This is a genomic window from Streptomyces sp. BYX5S (genome assembly GCF_054724165.1).
Window position 1 is genome coordinate 353233 of record NZ_CM138829.1, and the last position, 13962, is coordinate 367194.

A 13962-nucleotide genomic window follows, 5' to 3' on the forward strand; every position below is an offset into this window, starting at 1 on the left:
ACAGATACGCGAACGGGCCGCCCCAGGGGGGCGGCCCGCAGGTGAACGCAGGGGGCTCAGTGGCCGCCGTTGTCCTGGAAGCGCTTGTAGGAACGCTCGATCTCGGCCTCGGCCTCGGTGCGGCCGACCCAGTCGGCGCCCTCGACGGACTTGCCGGGCTCCAGGTCCTTGTAGACCTCGAAGAAGTGCTGGATCTCCAGGCGGTCGAACTCGGAGACGTGGTGGATGTCGCGCAGGTGCTCCATGCGCGGGTCCGTCGCCGGGACGCACAGCAGCTTGTCGTCGCCGCCGGCCTCGTCCGTCATCCGGAACATGCCGATGGCGCGGCACTTGATGAGGCAGCCCGGGAACGTCGGCTCGTCCAGGATGACCAGGGCGTCCAGCGGGTCGCCGTCCTCGCCCAGCGTGTCCTCGACGAAGCCGTAGTCCGTCGGGTAGGCGGTCGACGTGAACAGACGACGGTCGAGGCGGATGCGACCGGACTCGTGGTCGACCTCGTACTTGTTCCGCGATCCCTTGGGAATCTCGATCGTGACGTCGAACTCCACCGGTGGCTCCTCCATGATCAACACAAACTTCTGGTGGTTAAGTGTCCCCTACGCAGATGTGTGATCGCGAAAGGGGCTGGTCCACGGTGCCGGAGCCGAAGGCTTCGCAGCTCGTGAAGAGTGCGGCGAAGACTGTTGCCGGATCCAAGACCAAGCACGTCACGGTGGGCGCGACGGCGGTGGGTCTCGCCCTCGCGGCCGTCGTGGCGGTCGCGGCCGGTCCCTGGGACGCTTCGGGCCAGCGTAAGGCCGAGGCCGACCGGGCCGCCTCCTCGGAGGTCGGAGGTGGCACAGATCACGGCAGGGCGCCCGCCGCCGCGCCGAGCGCCCCCGCGGTGCTCGCCGCCCCCGGCGCCGCCGCCCCGGGCCCCACGAAGAGCGCCCTGGCCGACGTGCTCGACCCGCTCCTGAAGAGCCCCGCGCTCGGCGCCCGGCGCACCGCCGCGGTCGTCGACGCCGTCACCGGAAAGAGGCTCTACGGAAAGTCCGCGGGTGACGCCCTCACCCCGGCGTCCACGACGAAGCTGGCCACGGCCGTCGCGGCCCTGTCGGCGGCGGGCCCCGACCACCGCATCGCCACCCGCACCGCGTGGGAGAAGGACACCAAGGAGCTGACCCTCGTCGGCGGCGGCGACCCCACCCTGACGGCCCGTGAGAAGAATCCTTACGGTGCCGCCAGCCTGCGCACTCTCGCCGAGAAGACCGCCGACGCCCTCGCGAAGCGGGACATCGACAAGGTCACCCTCACGTACGACACCTCGCTGTACTCCGGGTCCGCCACCCACCCCATCGGCCCCAACGAGAACCTGGCCGAGGTCACGCCCCTGATGGCCGACGAGGCCCGCACCGACGACTCCGCCAGCGGCCCCGCGCCCCGTGAGGCCGACCCGGCCGCCGCCGCGGCGAAGAAGTTCGCCGACCTGCTGCGCGACCGCGGAATCGACACCAAGGGCGGCGACCCCGGCCCCAGCAAGGCCTCCGGCCGGGCCGAGAAGCTCGCGAAGGTGTCCTCGCCGCCGCTGTCCGCCCTCGTCGAGCGGATGCTGACGCACAGCGACAACGACATCGCCGAGGCCCTCGCCCGGCAGACCGCGATCGCCACGGACGAGAGCCACGACTTCGACGGCGGCGGCGAGGCCGTCAAGAAGCAGCTCAAGAAGCTCCGCCTGCCCGTCGAGGACACCCGCTTCGCCGACGGCAGCGGCCTCGACCGCGCCGACAAGGTCTCCGCCGGCCTCCTCACGGGCCTGCTCGCCCAGGCCGCCGACCCCTCCCGCCCCGAACTGCGCTCCGTCCTCACCGGCCTGCCCGTCGCCGGCTTCACCGGCACCCTCGCGAGCCGCTACGCGGACGAGGCCGACGCCTCCGGCACCGGCCTGGTCCGCGCCAAGACCGGCACCCTCACCGGGGTCAACACGCTCGCCGGAACGGTCGTCGACGCCGACGGCCGCCTCCTCGTCTTCGCCTTCATGACCGAGGGCGCCGTCGACCCCAGGGCCGCACAGTCCGGCCTCGACCGCCTCGCGTCCTCCGTCGCGAACTGCGGGTGCCGCTGACCCTTAAGGGTCAGCCGGGGCCGAAGTGGGGGTCCGACCCCTCTCCCGGTACGCGCGGGGTCACGTACCGTTGACGCATGACGAGCCTCGGCGGTGCTGCATCTTCGGGAATGGTCGACTGGAACCTCGCGGTGGCGACCGCGACCCGTCTCGTACGGCCGGGTCCAGAGGTCAGTCGTGACGAGGCGCGGGCCGTCGTCGCGGAGCTGCGGCGGCACGCCAAGGCGTCCGAGGAGCACGTCCGCGCGTACACGCGGATGGCCACCGACGCCGAGCACGACACCCCGGTGCTCGTGGTCGACCGGCCCGGCTGGGTGAAGGCCAACGTCGCGGGCTTCCGCGCCGTCCTCAAGCCCCTCCTCGACAAGATGGAGGAGCGCCGCGGCTCCGGCGCGGGACCCGCGGTGCTCGGCGCGGTCGGCGGCAAGGTCACCGGCGTCGAGCTCGGCATGCTGCTGTCGTTCCTGTCCTCGCGCGTGCTCGGCCAGTACGAGACCTTCGCCCCCGCCACCCGCGACCTGCCCGCCGCGCCGAACGGCGGCGGCAGGCTCCTCCTCGTCGCGCCGAACATCGTGCACGTCGAGCGCGAACTCGACGTGGAACCGCACGACTTCAGGCTCTGGGTCTGCCTCCACGAGGAGACGCACCGCACCCAGTTCACGGCCGTGCCCTGGCTGCGCGACCACCTCGAGGGCGAGATCCAGTCATTCCTTGAGGAGACCGAGGTCGACCCCTCGACGTTCCTGGAGCGCGTGCGGGAAGCCGCCCAGTCCCTCGCCGGCGGGCGCCCCGAGGGCGAGGAGGACGACGGCGGACGCTCGCTCGTCGAGCTCGTGCAGACCCCGGCCCAGCGCGAGATCCTCGGCCGCCTCACCGCCGTGATGTCCCTCCTCGAAGGGCACGCGGACTACGTGATGGACGGCGTGGGACCGGCCGTCGTGCCGTCCGTCGAGGAGATCCGCGAGAAGTTCCAACAGCGCAGGCAGAAGGGCGCCTCCCGGCTCGACCTGGCGCTGCGCAAGCTGCTCGGCCTCGACGCCAAGCTGCGCCAGTACCGCGACGGCGAGAAGTTCGTCCGGGCCGTCGTCGACGAGGTCGGCATGGACGGCTTCAACCGCGTGTGGACGTCCCCCAACACGCTGCCGACGAAGTCGGAGATCGCCAAACCGGCGGACTGGGTCGCGCGGGTGCACAACAAGTCGGACGGCGCTCACGAAGCCCCGTAGGGCACGCCCATAATTGCTCAGGATCACCCATCCGAGGGACCGTAGGCCGTGGGGTGGCGTGCAATGCTCGGGGAACGGCTCGGCTCTGTCACCATCGACACACTCTGCGTGACCGATCTCACCGAGTCACCGTTGAGCGAATGAGCCGAGTCGGACGATCGCTGGTTCCGTTCGATTCGCTGTCCAGTAGCGCCCACCCCCCAAGACAACGGAATGAAGGGAACCGGACATGGGTCCCCATCCTGCGGTCGCGGCGATACGCCTGGCGGTCCGCCGCGTCCTCCACGACATCCTCAATGACGCCTCCGCGGACGCCGAGCCCGTCGTGCTCGCCGCCTGCTCCGGCGGAGCCGATTCCACGGCCCTCGCCTCCGCCCTCGCCTTCGAAGCACCCAAACTCGGCATCCGCGCCGGTGCCGTCACCGTCGACCACGGCCTCCAGTCCGGCTCGGACGCCCGCGCCGAGGACGTCGTCCTGCGCCTGACCGCCCTCGGCCTCGGCCCCGTCGAGTCCGTCTCCGTCGACGTCGGGCGTGACGGCGGGCCCGAGGCAGCCGCCCGCGACGCCCGCTACGCCGCCCTCGACGCCGCCGCCGAGCGCCACGGCGCCGCCGCGATCCTGCTCGGCCACACCCGGGACGACCAGGCCGAAACCGTCCTGCTCGGCCTCGCCCGCGGCTCCGGCATCCGCTCCCTGTCCGGGATGGCCGCGGTCTCCGGGACCGGCGGCCGCTACCGGCGCCCCTTCCTCGCGCTCGACCGGCAGACCGCCCGCAAGGCCTGCCTCGTCCAGCACCTGCCCGTCTGGGACGACCCCCACAACACCGATCCGGCGTACACCAGGTCCAGGCTCCGCCACGAGGGCCTGCCCGCCCTGGAGAAGGCGCTCGGCAAGGGCGTCGTCGAGGCCCTCGCCCGAACGGCCCAGCTGTCCCGCGACGACGCCGACGCGCTGGACACCTGGGCCCGCGAGGCCGCCGAATCCGTGCGGGACACGGCCGGACTCCTCGAATGCGCCAAGCTCTACGCCCTGCCGCCCGCCGTGCGCCGCCGGATCCTGCGCAGGAGCGCCATCGAGGCGGGCGCCCCGGCCGGCGCCCTGTTCGCCCGGCACATCGAGGAAGTGGACCGCCTGATCACGGGCTGGCGGGGCCAGGGAGAGATCAATCTGCCGGGCAAAGTCGTGGCTCAGCGGCAGGGTGGCAGACTGGTCATCCGGCAAGGCTGACTCGACGGTCACGTCGCGGCGGCCGGTGGGACGACCGAAAGTGATGCGGGTGGACGCGAAAGACATGGGCACCGACCTTCAGTCGGTGCTCATCACCAAGGAAGAGATCGACGCGAAGCTGGCCGAGCTGGCCGCGAAGGTCGACGCTGAGTACGCGGGCAAGGACCTGCTGATCGTCGGAGTCCTCAAGGGCGCCGTGATGGTCATGGCGGACCTGGCTCGCGCCCTGTCCACCCCGCTCACCATGGACTGGATGGCCGTGTCCTCGTACGGCTCGGGCACCCAGTCCTCCGGTGTCGTCCGGATCCTCAAGGACCTGGACACCGACATCAAGGACAAGCACGTCCTGATCGTCGAGGACATCATCGACTCCGGTCTGACGCTGTCCTGGCTGCTCACCAACCTCGGCTCGCGCGAGCCCGCCTCTCTTGAGGTGTGCACGCTGCTGCGCAAGCCGGAGGCCGCCAAGGTCGACATCGACGTGAAGTGGGTCGGCTTCGACATCCCGAACGAGTTCGTGGTCGGGTACGGCCTGGACTACGCGGAGAAGTACCGGAACCTCCCGTTCGTGGGAACGCTGGCTCCGCACGTCTACGGCGGCTGAGCCGGCGTCAGACCTGCTCGCGGGGGCGGGAACCCTGAAGGGCTTCCCGCCGTTGGAGCATGCGAAGGGCAGTTTCTGGGCCGTCCCCTGCGGCTTCGGGTGACAATGCTGGGGTACCGTCCGAAGAACAGTTCTTCAAACAGCTGCAACAGCACCAAAAACAGCACCAAAAGCTCCAAACAGCCTTATCAAACTCACTATGGCAGGAGGGACGGGGCGGCACCGCTCCGTATGGATGGACGTGAAGCGATACTTCCGTGGGCCGGTCATGTGGATCGTGCTGGCCGTCCTTGCCGTGGTCGTGTTGATGCAGGTCGTCGGTTCGTCCGGCGGCTACAAGACGGTGGACACCGGCCAGGTCATTCAGGCCATCAACGACAACAAGGTGCAGTCGGCCAAGCTGACCACCGGCGATGAAGACGTCATCAAGGTCGAGCTGAAGGACGGCCAGAAGGTCGACGGCTCGAGCAAGATCCAGGCCAGCTACATCGACCAGCAGGGCGTCGAGGTGGCCAAGGACTTGCAGGCCAAGTTCGAGGACAAGCAGATCCCCGACGGGTACACCGTTTCCCCGTCGAAGCAGAACCCCTTCGTGGGCATCCTGCTGTCGCTGCTGCCCTTCGTCCTCATCGTCGTCGTGTTCCTGTTCCTGATGAACCAGATGCAGGGCGGCGGCTCCCGAGTCATGAACTTCGGGAAGTCCAAGGCCAAGCTCATCACCAAGGACACCCCCAAGACGACGTTCGCCGACGTGGCGGGCTCGGACGAGGCTGTCGAGGAACTCCACGAGATCAAGGAATTCCTCCAGGAGCCCGCCAAGTTCCAGGCCGTCGGCGCCAAGATTCCCAAGGGCGTGCTGCTGTACGGCCCGCCCGGTACGGGCAAGACCCTGCTCGCGCGCGCCGTCGCGGGCGAGGCGGGCGTGCCCTTCTACTCGATCTCCGGTTCCGACTTCGTCGAGATGTTCGTCGGTGTCGGTGCCTCCCGTGTCCGTGACCTCTTCGAGCAGGCCAAGGCGAACGCCCCGGCGATCGTCTTCGTCGACGAGATCGACGCGGTCGGCCGCCACCGCGGCGCCGGCCTCGGCGGCGGTCACGACGAGCGCGAGCAGACGCTCAACCAGCTGCTCGTCGAGATGGACGGCTTCGACGTGAAGGGCGGCGTCATCCTGATCGCCGCCACGAACCGGCCGGACATCCTCGACCCGGCGCTGCTGCGTCCCGGCCGTTTCGACCGGCAGATCGCGGTCGACCGTCCGGACATGCAGGGCCGTCTGGAGATCCTCAAGGTTCACCAGAAGGGCAAGCCGGTCGCCCCGGACGTCGACCTGTCGGCCGTCGCCCGCCGTACGCCGGGCTTCACCGGTGCCGATCTGTCCAACGTGCTGAACGAGGCCGCGCTTCTCACGGCCCGCTCGGACCGGAAGCTGATCGACAACCAGATGCTCGACGAGGCGATCGACCGTGTGGTCGCGGGCCCGCAGAAGCGGACCCGGATCATGTCGGACAAGGAAAAGAAGATCACCGCGTACCACGAGGGCGGTCACGCCCTGGTCGCGGCGGCCTCGCCGAACTCCGACCCGGTCCACAAGATCACGATCCTCTCCCGCGGCCGGGCCCTCGGTTACACGATGGTCCTGCCCGACGAGGACAAGTACTCGACCACGCGCAACGAGATGCTCGACCAGCTCGCCTACATGCTGGGCGGGCGCGCGGCCGAGGAGCTCGTCTTCCACGACCCGACGACGGGTGCCGCGAACGACATCGAGAAGGCCACCGGTACGGCCCGCGCGATGGTCACGCAGTACGGCATGACCGAGCGGCTCGGCGCGATCAAGTTCGGCGGCGACAACTCGGAGCCCTTCCTGGGCCGCGAGATGGGTCACCAGCGCGACTACTCGGAAGAGGTCGCCGCGCTCGTCGACGAAGAGGTCAAGAAGCTCATCGAGACGGCGCACAACGAGGCCTGGGAGATCCTCGTCGAGAACCGCGACGTCCTCGACAACCTGGTCCTCGCGCTGCTCGAGAAGGAGACGCTGAACAAGGAGCAGATCGCCGAGATCTTCGCTCCGATCGTGAAGCGCCCGGCCCGCCCCGCGTGGACCGGCTCCGCCCGCCGCACCCCCTCGACCCGTCCGCCGGTGCTCTCCCCCAAGGAGCTCTCGCTGACGAACGGGGCGAACGGAGCGACGCCCGCCATCGAGACCACCACCCCGGTGGACACGGTGAAGGAAGAGCGCCCCGAGAGCTGACCCGCCCCTCACTGGGCAGGCCAGACCCGGAATGCAGGCCGCGTCCCCCACGCTTTACGGTGTGGGGGACGCGGCCTTTGCGCTGCCGCGCGGGCATGTACGTAGAGAAAGAGGCACCTGATGACCGACCCGGTGACGCTGGACGGCGAGGGCTCGATCGGCGAGTTCGACGAGAAGCGGGCCGAGAACGCCGTGCGCGAGCTGCTCATCGCCGTCGGCGAGGACCCGGACCGGGAGGGCCTCCGCGAGACTCCGGGCCGGGTCGCGCGCGCGTACAAGGAGATATTCGCGGGTCTGTGGCAGAAGCCCGAGGACGTCCTGACGACGACGTTCGACCTGGGGCACGACGAGATGGTCCTGGTGAAGGACATCGAGGTCCAGAGCTCGTGCGAACACCACCTGGTGCCGTTCGTGGGCGTCGCCCACGTCGGCTACATCCCGTCCTCCGACGGCAAGATCACGGGGCTGTCGAAGCTGGCCCGGCTCGTCGACGTGTTCTCCCGCCGCCCGCAGGTGCAGGAACGTCTCACGACGCAGATCGCCGACTCCCTGATGGAGATCCTGGAGCCGCGCGGCGTCATCGTCGTCGTGGAGTGCGAGCACATGTGCATGACGATGCGCGGGGTCCGCAAGCCCGGAGCGAAGACGATCACGTCGGCCGTGCGCGGTCAGCTGCGGGACCCGGCGACGCGCAGCGAGGCGATGAGCCTGATCATCGGGCGCTGAGGCGCGCCGATTCGCTGACGTTCGAGGGCCCGGAGGCTCAGGCGGCGGTTGCCGTCTCCTCCGGGTCCTCGTCGTCCGGGAGCTTGCAGGTGCGCTCCAGGAAGATGGCGGCCGCCACCACGGCGGCGCCGGTGAGGACGGAGAAGCCGGCGTAGATGGCCTGGTCGCGGCGGGCCGGCATGTCCAGGAGTTCGAGCAGGAAGACGCCGGTGCCGCCGTACATGCCGGCGACCAGCGCCGCGACCAGCGCGCTGGCCTGGCCGAAGACGACCGCCCGCGCGGCCATCATCGGGTCGACGCCCTTGGCCTCCGGGCGGCGCTCCCGCTGGGCGCGCAGCCGGGAGCGCAGCGACAGGGCCGTCGCGAGGAGCACGACGGCGATCAGAGCGAGCACGATGGGGGCGGCCAGGGGGACGCTCGGCAGGGTCCCCAGCGAGTTCCACAGGCGGGCGCCCGCCCAGGACAGCACTCCGGCGACGACGAAGAGGCCGACCAGCGTCCTGATGCGCAGTTGCTTCATGCCGGTTGGTCGCCCCTCGTCGTCATGGCCCCGCCGCTCGCCTGTTCGGTGTCCGGGGCCGTTTTACGTGCTCGGTAGACCCTAACGACTACTCGGGGAGCCGGAGTTCCAGGTCGGCGCGTGCCGCGACGCCCTCGCGGGTCACGGTGTCGAGGAGCTGGGCGATGCCGCCGCGTCCCGGGAGCTGGGCCTCCGGGTCCACGTCGTGCCACGGGACGAGCACGAACGCCCGCTCGTGGGCCCGCGGGTGCGGCAGCGTGAGGTGCGGGTCGTCGGAGACCACGTCGGCGTACGCCACGATGTCGACGTCGATGGTGCGGGCGCCCCAGCGCTCGTCCCGTACGCGGTCGAAGGCCTCCTCGACCGCGTGGGCGCGCTCCAGGAGAGAGGCGGGCGGGAGCGTCGTCTTCAGGACGACGACCGCGTTGAAGTACGAGGGCTGGCTGTCCGGATCGACACCCCAGGGCTCCGTCTCGTAGACCGGGGAGACGGCCTTGACGCGGACTCCGGGGGTGTCCTCCAGCGCGTCCACGGCGCCCTGGAGGGTCTCCAGGCGGTTGCCCAGGTTCGAGCCGAGGGAGATCACGGCGCGCTTGGGGTTGGAGAGGGTGGTGTCGGCGGCGTCGACCTGTTCCATCACGGAGGTCGGCACCGGCTGGACGGTCGGGTCGAACGGAGTTTTGTTCATACTCGGCTCCGGGAGATCGTGACGGTCACGTCGTCGAAGGGCACGGTGATCGGCGCGTCCGGCTTGTGGACGCAGACCTCGACCTCCTGGACGCCTTCGTGCTTCAGACATGTCTGGGCGATGCGCTCGGCGAGGGTCTCGATGAGGTCCACGGGGTCGCCGGAGACGACGGCCACGACCTCCTCCGCCACGACGCCGTAGTGCACGGTCTTCGTCAGGTCGTCGTCGGCCGCCGCCGCTCGGGTGTCCAGGCCGAGCACCAGGTCCACGATGAAGGTCTGGCCTTCCTCGCGCTCCTTGGGGAAGACGCCGTGGTGCCCGCGGGCCTTGAGGCCGCGCAGCGCGACACGATCCACGCGAATCACTCCTGCAGTCGTTGGTGACGGCCGGTGCCATCGATGTGCGGTCGATGTCCCGGCCTCGATCGAATCTACCTTCGGGCACTGACAGCACCGGTCCGCGGGGGCTATGACTGATCCCACCCGCCACACCAGCCCCACCATGCGCTCTCGGCTGGTAGCCGCCCATACCCAGGCGGTCGACGGCCGAACCTCACGGCCGGATTTCGTGCCCTCTCGGGGCGCTTACCCACTCAGGCGGGTGAGCCGCCGTCCTCGGCGTTGCCCATCTCGTCGGATTCGTCATCCGATTCCGCGAGCACGGGGGAGGCGTGGTGCGACCAGATCTTCCAGCCGTCGCGGGTGCGCCGGAACACGTTGGTGGCGACGACGCGCTGGCCGACGAGCGGGCCGAGCTCGTCGCCGTCGTCGGGGGCGGGGCCGCCGCTGAGGATGTTCTCCGTGCACGTCACCAGGGCGGTGTCGGCGACGACGCTGATCTGCACGTCGGTCAGGAAGAACTGGATGTACTCCGTGTTCGCCATGATCAGCGCGTAGCTGCGGAGCACCTCGCCGCGGCCCGTGAGCACCGGCCAGCCGGGGTGCACACAGCTGACGGAGGTGTCCTCCGCGTCGTCCGGGTCGGTGTCCTCGGCGTACTCGACGTCCTCGGGGGCGAGCCACAGCGAGGTGAGTTCCTCGAAGGCGCCGCGCTCGACGGCTTCGTAGTAGGCGCGGTTGGCGGTGTCGACGGCGTGGACGTCGGCCTCGGTCACTGGGCTCCCTCGACCGCGCGTGCCACGCGGACGGCGTCGGCGGTGGCCCGTACCTCGTGGACGCGCACCGCCCAGGCGCCCGCCTGGGCGGCGAGCGCGGAGACGGCGGCGGTGGCGGCGTCGCGCTCCCGCGCGGGCGGCGGGGCGCCCTGCTCGCCCGCGAGCACGTGGCCGAGGAAGCGCTTGCGGGAGGCGGCGACGAGGACCGGGTGGCCGAGCGCGTGCAGCCGGTCGAGGTGGGCGAGCAGCGACAGGTCGTGCTCGGCGTTCTTGGAGAAGCCGAGGCCCGGGTCGAGAACGATGCGGTCGGGGGCGATGCCGCCCTCGATCGCGGCCTCCACGCGCGCGTGGAGCTCGTCCACGACCTCGGAGACGACGTCCTGGTACGTGCCGGGGACGTTGGTGCCCTCCAGCAGGCCCCGCCAGTGCATGACGACGAAGGGGGCTCCGGCCGCGGCGACGACCGGGACCATCGCCGGGTCGGCGAGGCCGCCGCTCACGTCGTTGACCAGGGCGGCGCCGGCCGCGAGCGACTGCTCGGCGACGGAGGCGCGCATGGTGTCGACGGAGATGGTCACGCCTTCGGAGGCGAGACCGCGGACGACGGGGATGACCCGCCGCAGCTCCTCGTCCTCGTCGACGCGGGTGGCGCCGGGGCGGGTGGACTCGCCGCCGACGTCGACGAGGTCGGCGCCCTGGGCGACCAGGTCGAGGCCGTGCTTGATCGCGGCGGTCGTGTCGAACCAGCGGCCGCCGTCCGAGAACGAATCGGGGGTCACATTGACGACCCCCATGACCGCGCAGCGGTCCCAAACGGGGAGGTTGGCTACGTGGCCCCGGCGGACCTGCGACGTGCTCATGGCCTCAAGCCTAGGCCCTTCGGCGGCGGCGGGATTTCGCGGGTTTGGCGGCCTTCGCCGGAATCGGTACGGGCGTCGGCGCCCGCTTCGGGGCGGCGGGCCCGTGCGGTGAGGCCGGTCTCGCGGGTCCAGATGGCGCAGCCCGTCTCGGAGCAGTCCACGACGGCGGGTGTCCAGGAGTGGGTCCGCGCCTCGTCCATGAAGCGCTCCATGGCTCCCGGCCACGCCTCCACGTCGCCCTCGGGGTCGCCCTTGGCGAGCATCACGCCGGCCACCACCCGGTAGTGGACGGCGGCCTTGCCGCTGGGCGAGAACACGACGCCCTTGCCAGGGGCGGCCGGGCCCTCGGGGCGGAACGCGATGTAGAGCGTGGTGAGCGCGGTGAGCAGGCCGAGCGCGCCGAGCGAGAGGGCGACCGTGTCCGCCGTGCGGCCCGCGTACTTCAGGGGCCCCGCCATGCCCAGCAGGCCGCACAGGACGTGCTCCAGGCGGTCCACCAGGCTCGGGGCGTCGGCGACCCGCTCCGGGTGCGCGCTGACGACGGCGAGGCCGATCAGCAGCGAACCGGCGCCCATGAGAACGAAGTTGGCCAGGGCCCGCCAGCGCCCGCGCGGGTCGGGCGGCGCGTCGAACCGCTCTCTGTCCCGTATCAGGAACCACAGCGGCAGCGCGGACAGGGCGGCGCCGAGGAGGCCCACGAAGGAGGGCCGGTACGCGAGCTGTCCGGCGGCGCCGAGCGGCAGCAGCACCACCACCGCCCACCAGGCGCGGCGCTCACGGCGCCGCAGCATGTGCGCGAGCATGACGAGCAGCACGCCGCAACTGAGCAGGAGGGCCGCCGCGTACGGGCCGAGGGGGCCCGGCAGGGCCTCGGTGACGGTGCCCGCGCGCGTGCGCTGGAACCGGGGCAGGACGCCGGCCGCGAGGTCCGCGCCGCCGGCCAGCAGGCAGGCGCCGGCGATCAGGGGCAGTAAGGCATCGGGGTGGGGGCCGGGCCGCAGCGCTGAGCCGGGGCCCTGCGCGGGGCGGAGCCCCTGGGTGCGGCCGAGGCCGTGGGCGAGGGCGAAGCCCTGGACGTGCCTGCGCGCGCGGCCGCGCTCGTCGCCGTGGTCGAGGCCGTGTGCGCGGCGCGGCCTGGAGGCCCCGCGGGCCCCGCGTGCTCGAAGGGGCCCGTGATCTCCGCGGGGCCCGCGCGTCGTCCGGCTCATACGGCTCGGTGCCCCTTCCGGTCGTTCTTCGGGAAACGCGAATACGGTGCCGAATGGGGCATCCGCGACGTGCGTCCTTTAGGACGGGGAGAGAGGGCGCCCGGTTCATTCGCGACGGACATTCGCGGGCACGACTGCTCGGCCGAGGGGCACAACTGCCCGACCGGTTCGGCCCTTGGCTACTTGAGCAGTTGCTCCACCGTCTCCAGGTCGACCTCCGCGCGCGGGATGTCCCGCGCGTCGGCGGCGGTGGAGCGGCGCAGCGCCTCGTGCAGCCGGGCCGGGGTCAGCACGCCGAGGAAGCGGCCCTCCGCGCGCTCGTCGATGACCGCGATCCAGCCCGCGTCGTGCTGGAGCATCGTCGCGAACGCCTGCTTGAGCGGGGCGCCGACGGGCAGCCAGGCCTCCATGCGGCGCGCGTGCTCGCGTACGGAGCCGGTGCCCACGCGCGCGTGCTCGGCGGAGATCCAGCCGTGCAGGTTGTTGTCGTGGTCCAGGACGACGGCCCAGCGGGCGTCGAGCTCCTTGGGCAGCGGGTCGTCGAGGTGCACCACGGGCGGCTGCTCCAGGTCGCCCTCCTCGATGGGCGTCACGGAGAGGCGCTTGAGGCCGCGGTCGGCGCCCACGAAATCGGCGACGTAGTCGGTGGCGGGCGTGCCGAGGACCGCCGACGGGGTGTCGTACTGCTCGATGCGCCCCTCGCCGTAGACGGCGATACGGTCGCCGAGGCGGACGGCCTCCTCGATGTCGTGCGTGACGAACAGGACGGTCTTGCCGAGGGTCTGCTGCAACCGCAGGAACTCGGTCTGGAGGTGCTCGCGGACCACCGGGTCGACCGCGCCGAACGGCTCGTCCATCAGCAGCACGGGCGGATCGGCCGCCAACGCGCGTGCCACACCGACGCGTTGGCGCTGACCGCCGGAGAGCTGCTCGGGGTAGCGCCCGCCGAACACCTTCGGGTCGAGTCCGACGAGGTCGAGCAACTCGGCGGCGCGCTCACGGGCCTTGGCGCGCTTGACGCCGAGCAGGTGCGGCACGGTCGCGGTGTTGTCGAGGATCGTCTTGTGCGGGAACAGGCCGACCTGCTGGATGACGTAGCCGATGCGGCGGCGCAGCTGGACCGGGTCGACCCCGGATATGTCGTCGCCGTCGAGGAGTATCCGGCCCGCGGTGGGTTCGATGAGCCGGTTCACCATCTTCATCGTCGTGGTCTTGCCGCAGCCCGAGGGGCCGACGAGCGTGACCAGTTCGCCCTCGTTCACTTCGAAGGACAGGTCGTCGACGGCGGCGGTGCCGTCCGCGTACCGCTTGCTGACGTGCTCGAACCGGATCATGGGACCCCATTCTGCCGGGCCGGGGCCCCGGTTGGGGATGCCCCGGCGAGGCAGTCATGTGAAGGCCGTGTTGCATCGGCTCCCGGGGCTCGGCCGTTG

13 protein-coding genes and 1 pseudogene are annotated in these 13962 nt (G+C 71.0%); 6 read left to right on the forward strand and 8 right to left on the reverse strand.

Features of this window, described 5'->3' with window-relative positions; genetic code table 11:
* Window positions 1-56 precede the first annotated feature (56 nt).
* Window positions 57-548 carry an inorganic diphosphatase gene (locus ACYBSK_RS01625; RefSeq protein WP_457481625.1) on the reverse strand — a complete coding sequence of 164 codons (492 nt, stop codon included), beginning with the start codon at window positions 546-548 and terminating at the stop codon, window positions 57-59.
* 56 nt (window positions 549-604) lie between these two features.
* On the opposite strand from ACYBSK_RS01625, the gene dacB reads away from it, so the two are divergent.
* The 6 genes from dacB (at window position 605) to folE (ending at window position 8139) form a co-directional block, all read left to right on the forward strand.
* Window positions 605-2104: a D-alanyl-D-alanine carboxypeptidase/D-alanyl-D-alanine endopeptidase gene (gene dacB, locus ACYBSK_RS01630; protein WP_460244931.1), complete on the forward strand. Its 1500-nt coding sequence runs from the start codon at window positions 605-607 to the stop codon at window positions 2102-2104.
* Between the two features lie 77 nt (window positions 2105-2181).
* Window positions 2182-3330, forward strand: a complete 1149-nt coding sequence (locus ACYBSK_RS01635) for a zinc-dependent metalloprotease (RefSeq protein WP_457475017.1) — start codon at window positions 2182-2184, stop codon at window positions 3328-3330.
* 229 nt (window positions 3331-3559) lie between these two features.
* On the forward strand, window positions 3560-4558 hold the full coding sequence (gene tilS / locus ACYBSK_RS01640; RefSeq protein ID WP_457475018.1) for a tRNA lysidine(34) synthetase TilS: 999 nt from the start codon (window positions 3560-3562) through the stop codon (window positions 4556-4558).
* 43 nt (window positions 4559-4601) lie between these two features.
* Window positions 4602-5162, forward strand: a complete 561-nt coding sequence (gene hpt, locus ACYBSK_RS01645; RefSeq protein WP_266718689.1) for a hypoxanthine phosphoribosyltransferase — start codon at window positions 4602-4604, stop codon at window positions 5160-5162.
* Window positions 5163-5397: 235 nt separating this feature from the next.
* Window positions 5398-7413, forward strand: coding sequence for an ATP-dependent zinc metalloprotease FtsH (gene ftsH, locus ACYBSK_RS01650; protein WP_457481626.1), 2016 nt, complete (start codon window positions 5398-5400; stop codon window positions 7411-7413).
* A 120-nt stretch (window positions 7414-7533) separates the two neighbouring features.
* On the forward strand, window positions 7534-8139 hold the full coding sequence (gene folE / locus ACYBSK_RS01655; RefSeq protein ID WP_457475019.1) for a GTP cyclohydrolase I FolE: 606 nt from the start codon (window positions 7534-7536) through the stop codon (window positions 8137-8139).
* Between the two features lie 37 nt (window positions 8140-8176).
* On the opposite strand, the gene ACYBSK_RS01660 is transcribed toward folE, so the two are convergent.
* The 7 genes and pseudogenes from ACYBSK_RS01660 to ACYBSK_RS01690 all read right to left on the reverse strand — a co-directional run bounded on the left by ACYBSK_RS01660 (window position 8177) and on the right by ACYBSK_RS01690 (window position 13863).
* Window positions 8177-8659, reverse strand: coding sequence for a DUF3180 domain-containing protein (locus ACYBSK_RS01660; protein ID WP_457475020.1), 483 nt, complete (start codon window positions 8657-8659; stop codon window positions 8177-8179).
* An 88-nt stretch (window positions 8660-8747) separates the two neighbouring features.
* Window positions 8748-9347, reverse strand: a complete 600-nt coding sequence (gene folK / locus ACYBSK_RS01665) for a 2-amino-4-hydroxy-6-hydroxymethyldihydropteridine diphosphokinase (protein ID WP_457475021.1) — start codon at window positions 9345-9347, stop codon at window positions 8748-8750.
* Complete coding sequence (gene folB / locus ACYBSK_RS01670; RefSeq protein ID WP_457475022.1) at window positions 9344-9703, reverse strand: dihydroneopterin aldolase; 360 nt, start codon at window positions 9701-9703, stop codon at window positions 9344-9346. Before folB ends, folK begins: the two co-directional genes overlap by 4 nt.
* A gap of 236 nt (window positions 9704-9939) precedes the next feature.
* Window positions 9940-10461 (reverse strand): nuclear transport factor 2 family protein, encoded by a 522-nt coding sequence (locus tag ACYBSK_RS01675; protein WP_460244932.1) that lies wholly within the window; start codon window positions 10459-10461, stop codon window positions 9940-9942.
* Entirely contained in the window at window positions 10458-11321 is an 864-nt protein-coding gene (folP, locus tag ACYBSK_RS01680) for a dihydropteroate synthase (protein WP_460244933.1), read from the reverse strand. The genes ACYBSK_RS01675 and folP overlap by 4 nt, the downstream gene beginning before the upstream one ends.
* 32 nt (window positions 11322-11353) lie before the next feature.
* A pseudogene (locus tag ACYBSK_RS01685) lies at window positions 11354-12322 on the reverse strand (phosphatidylglycerol lysyltransferase domain-containing protein); the annotation flags it as partial.
* A 386-nt stretch (window positions 12323-12708) separates the two neighbouring features.
* Window positions 12709-13863, reverse strand: a complete 1155-nt coding sequence (locus ACYBSK_RS01690; RefSeq protein WP_460244934.1) for an ABC transporter ATP-binding protein — start codon at window positions 13861-13863, stop codon at window positions 12709-12711.
* Window positions 13864-13962 lie beyond the last annotated feature (99 nt).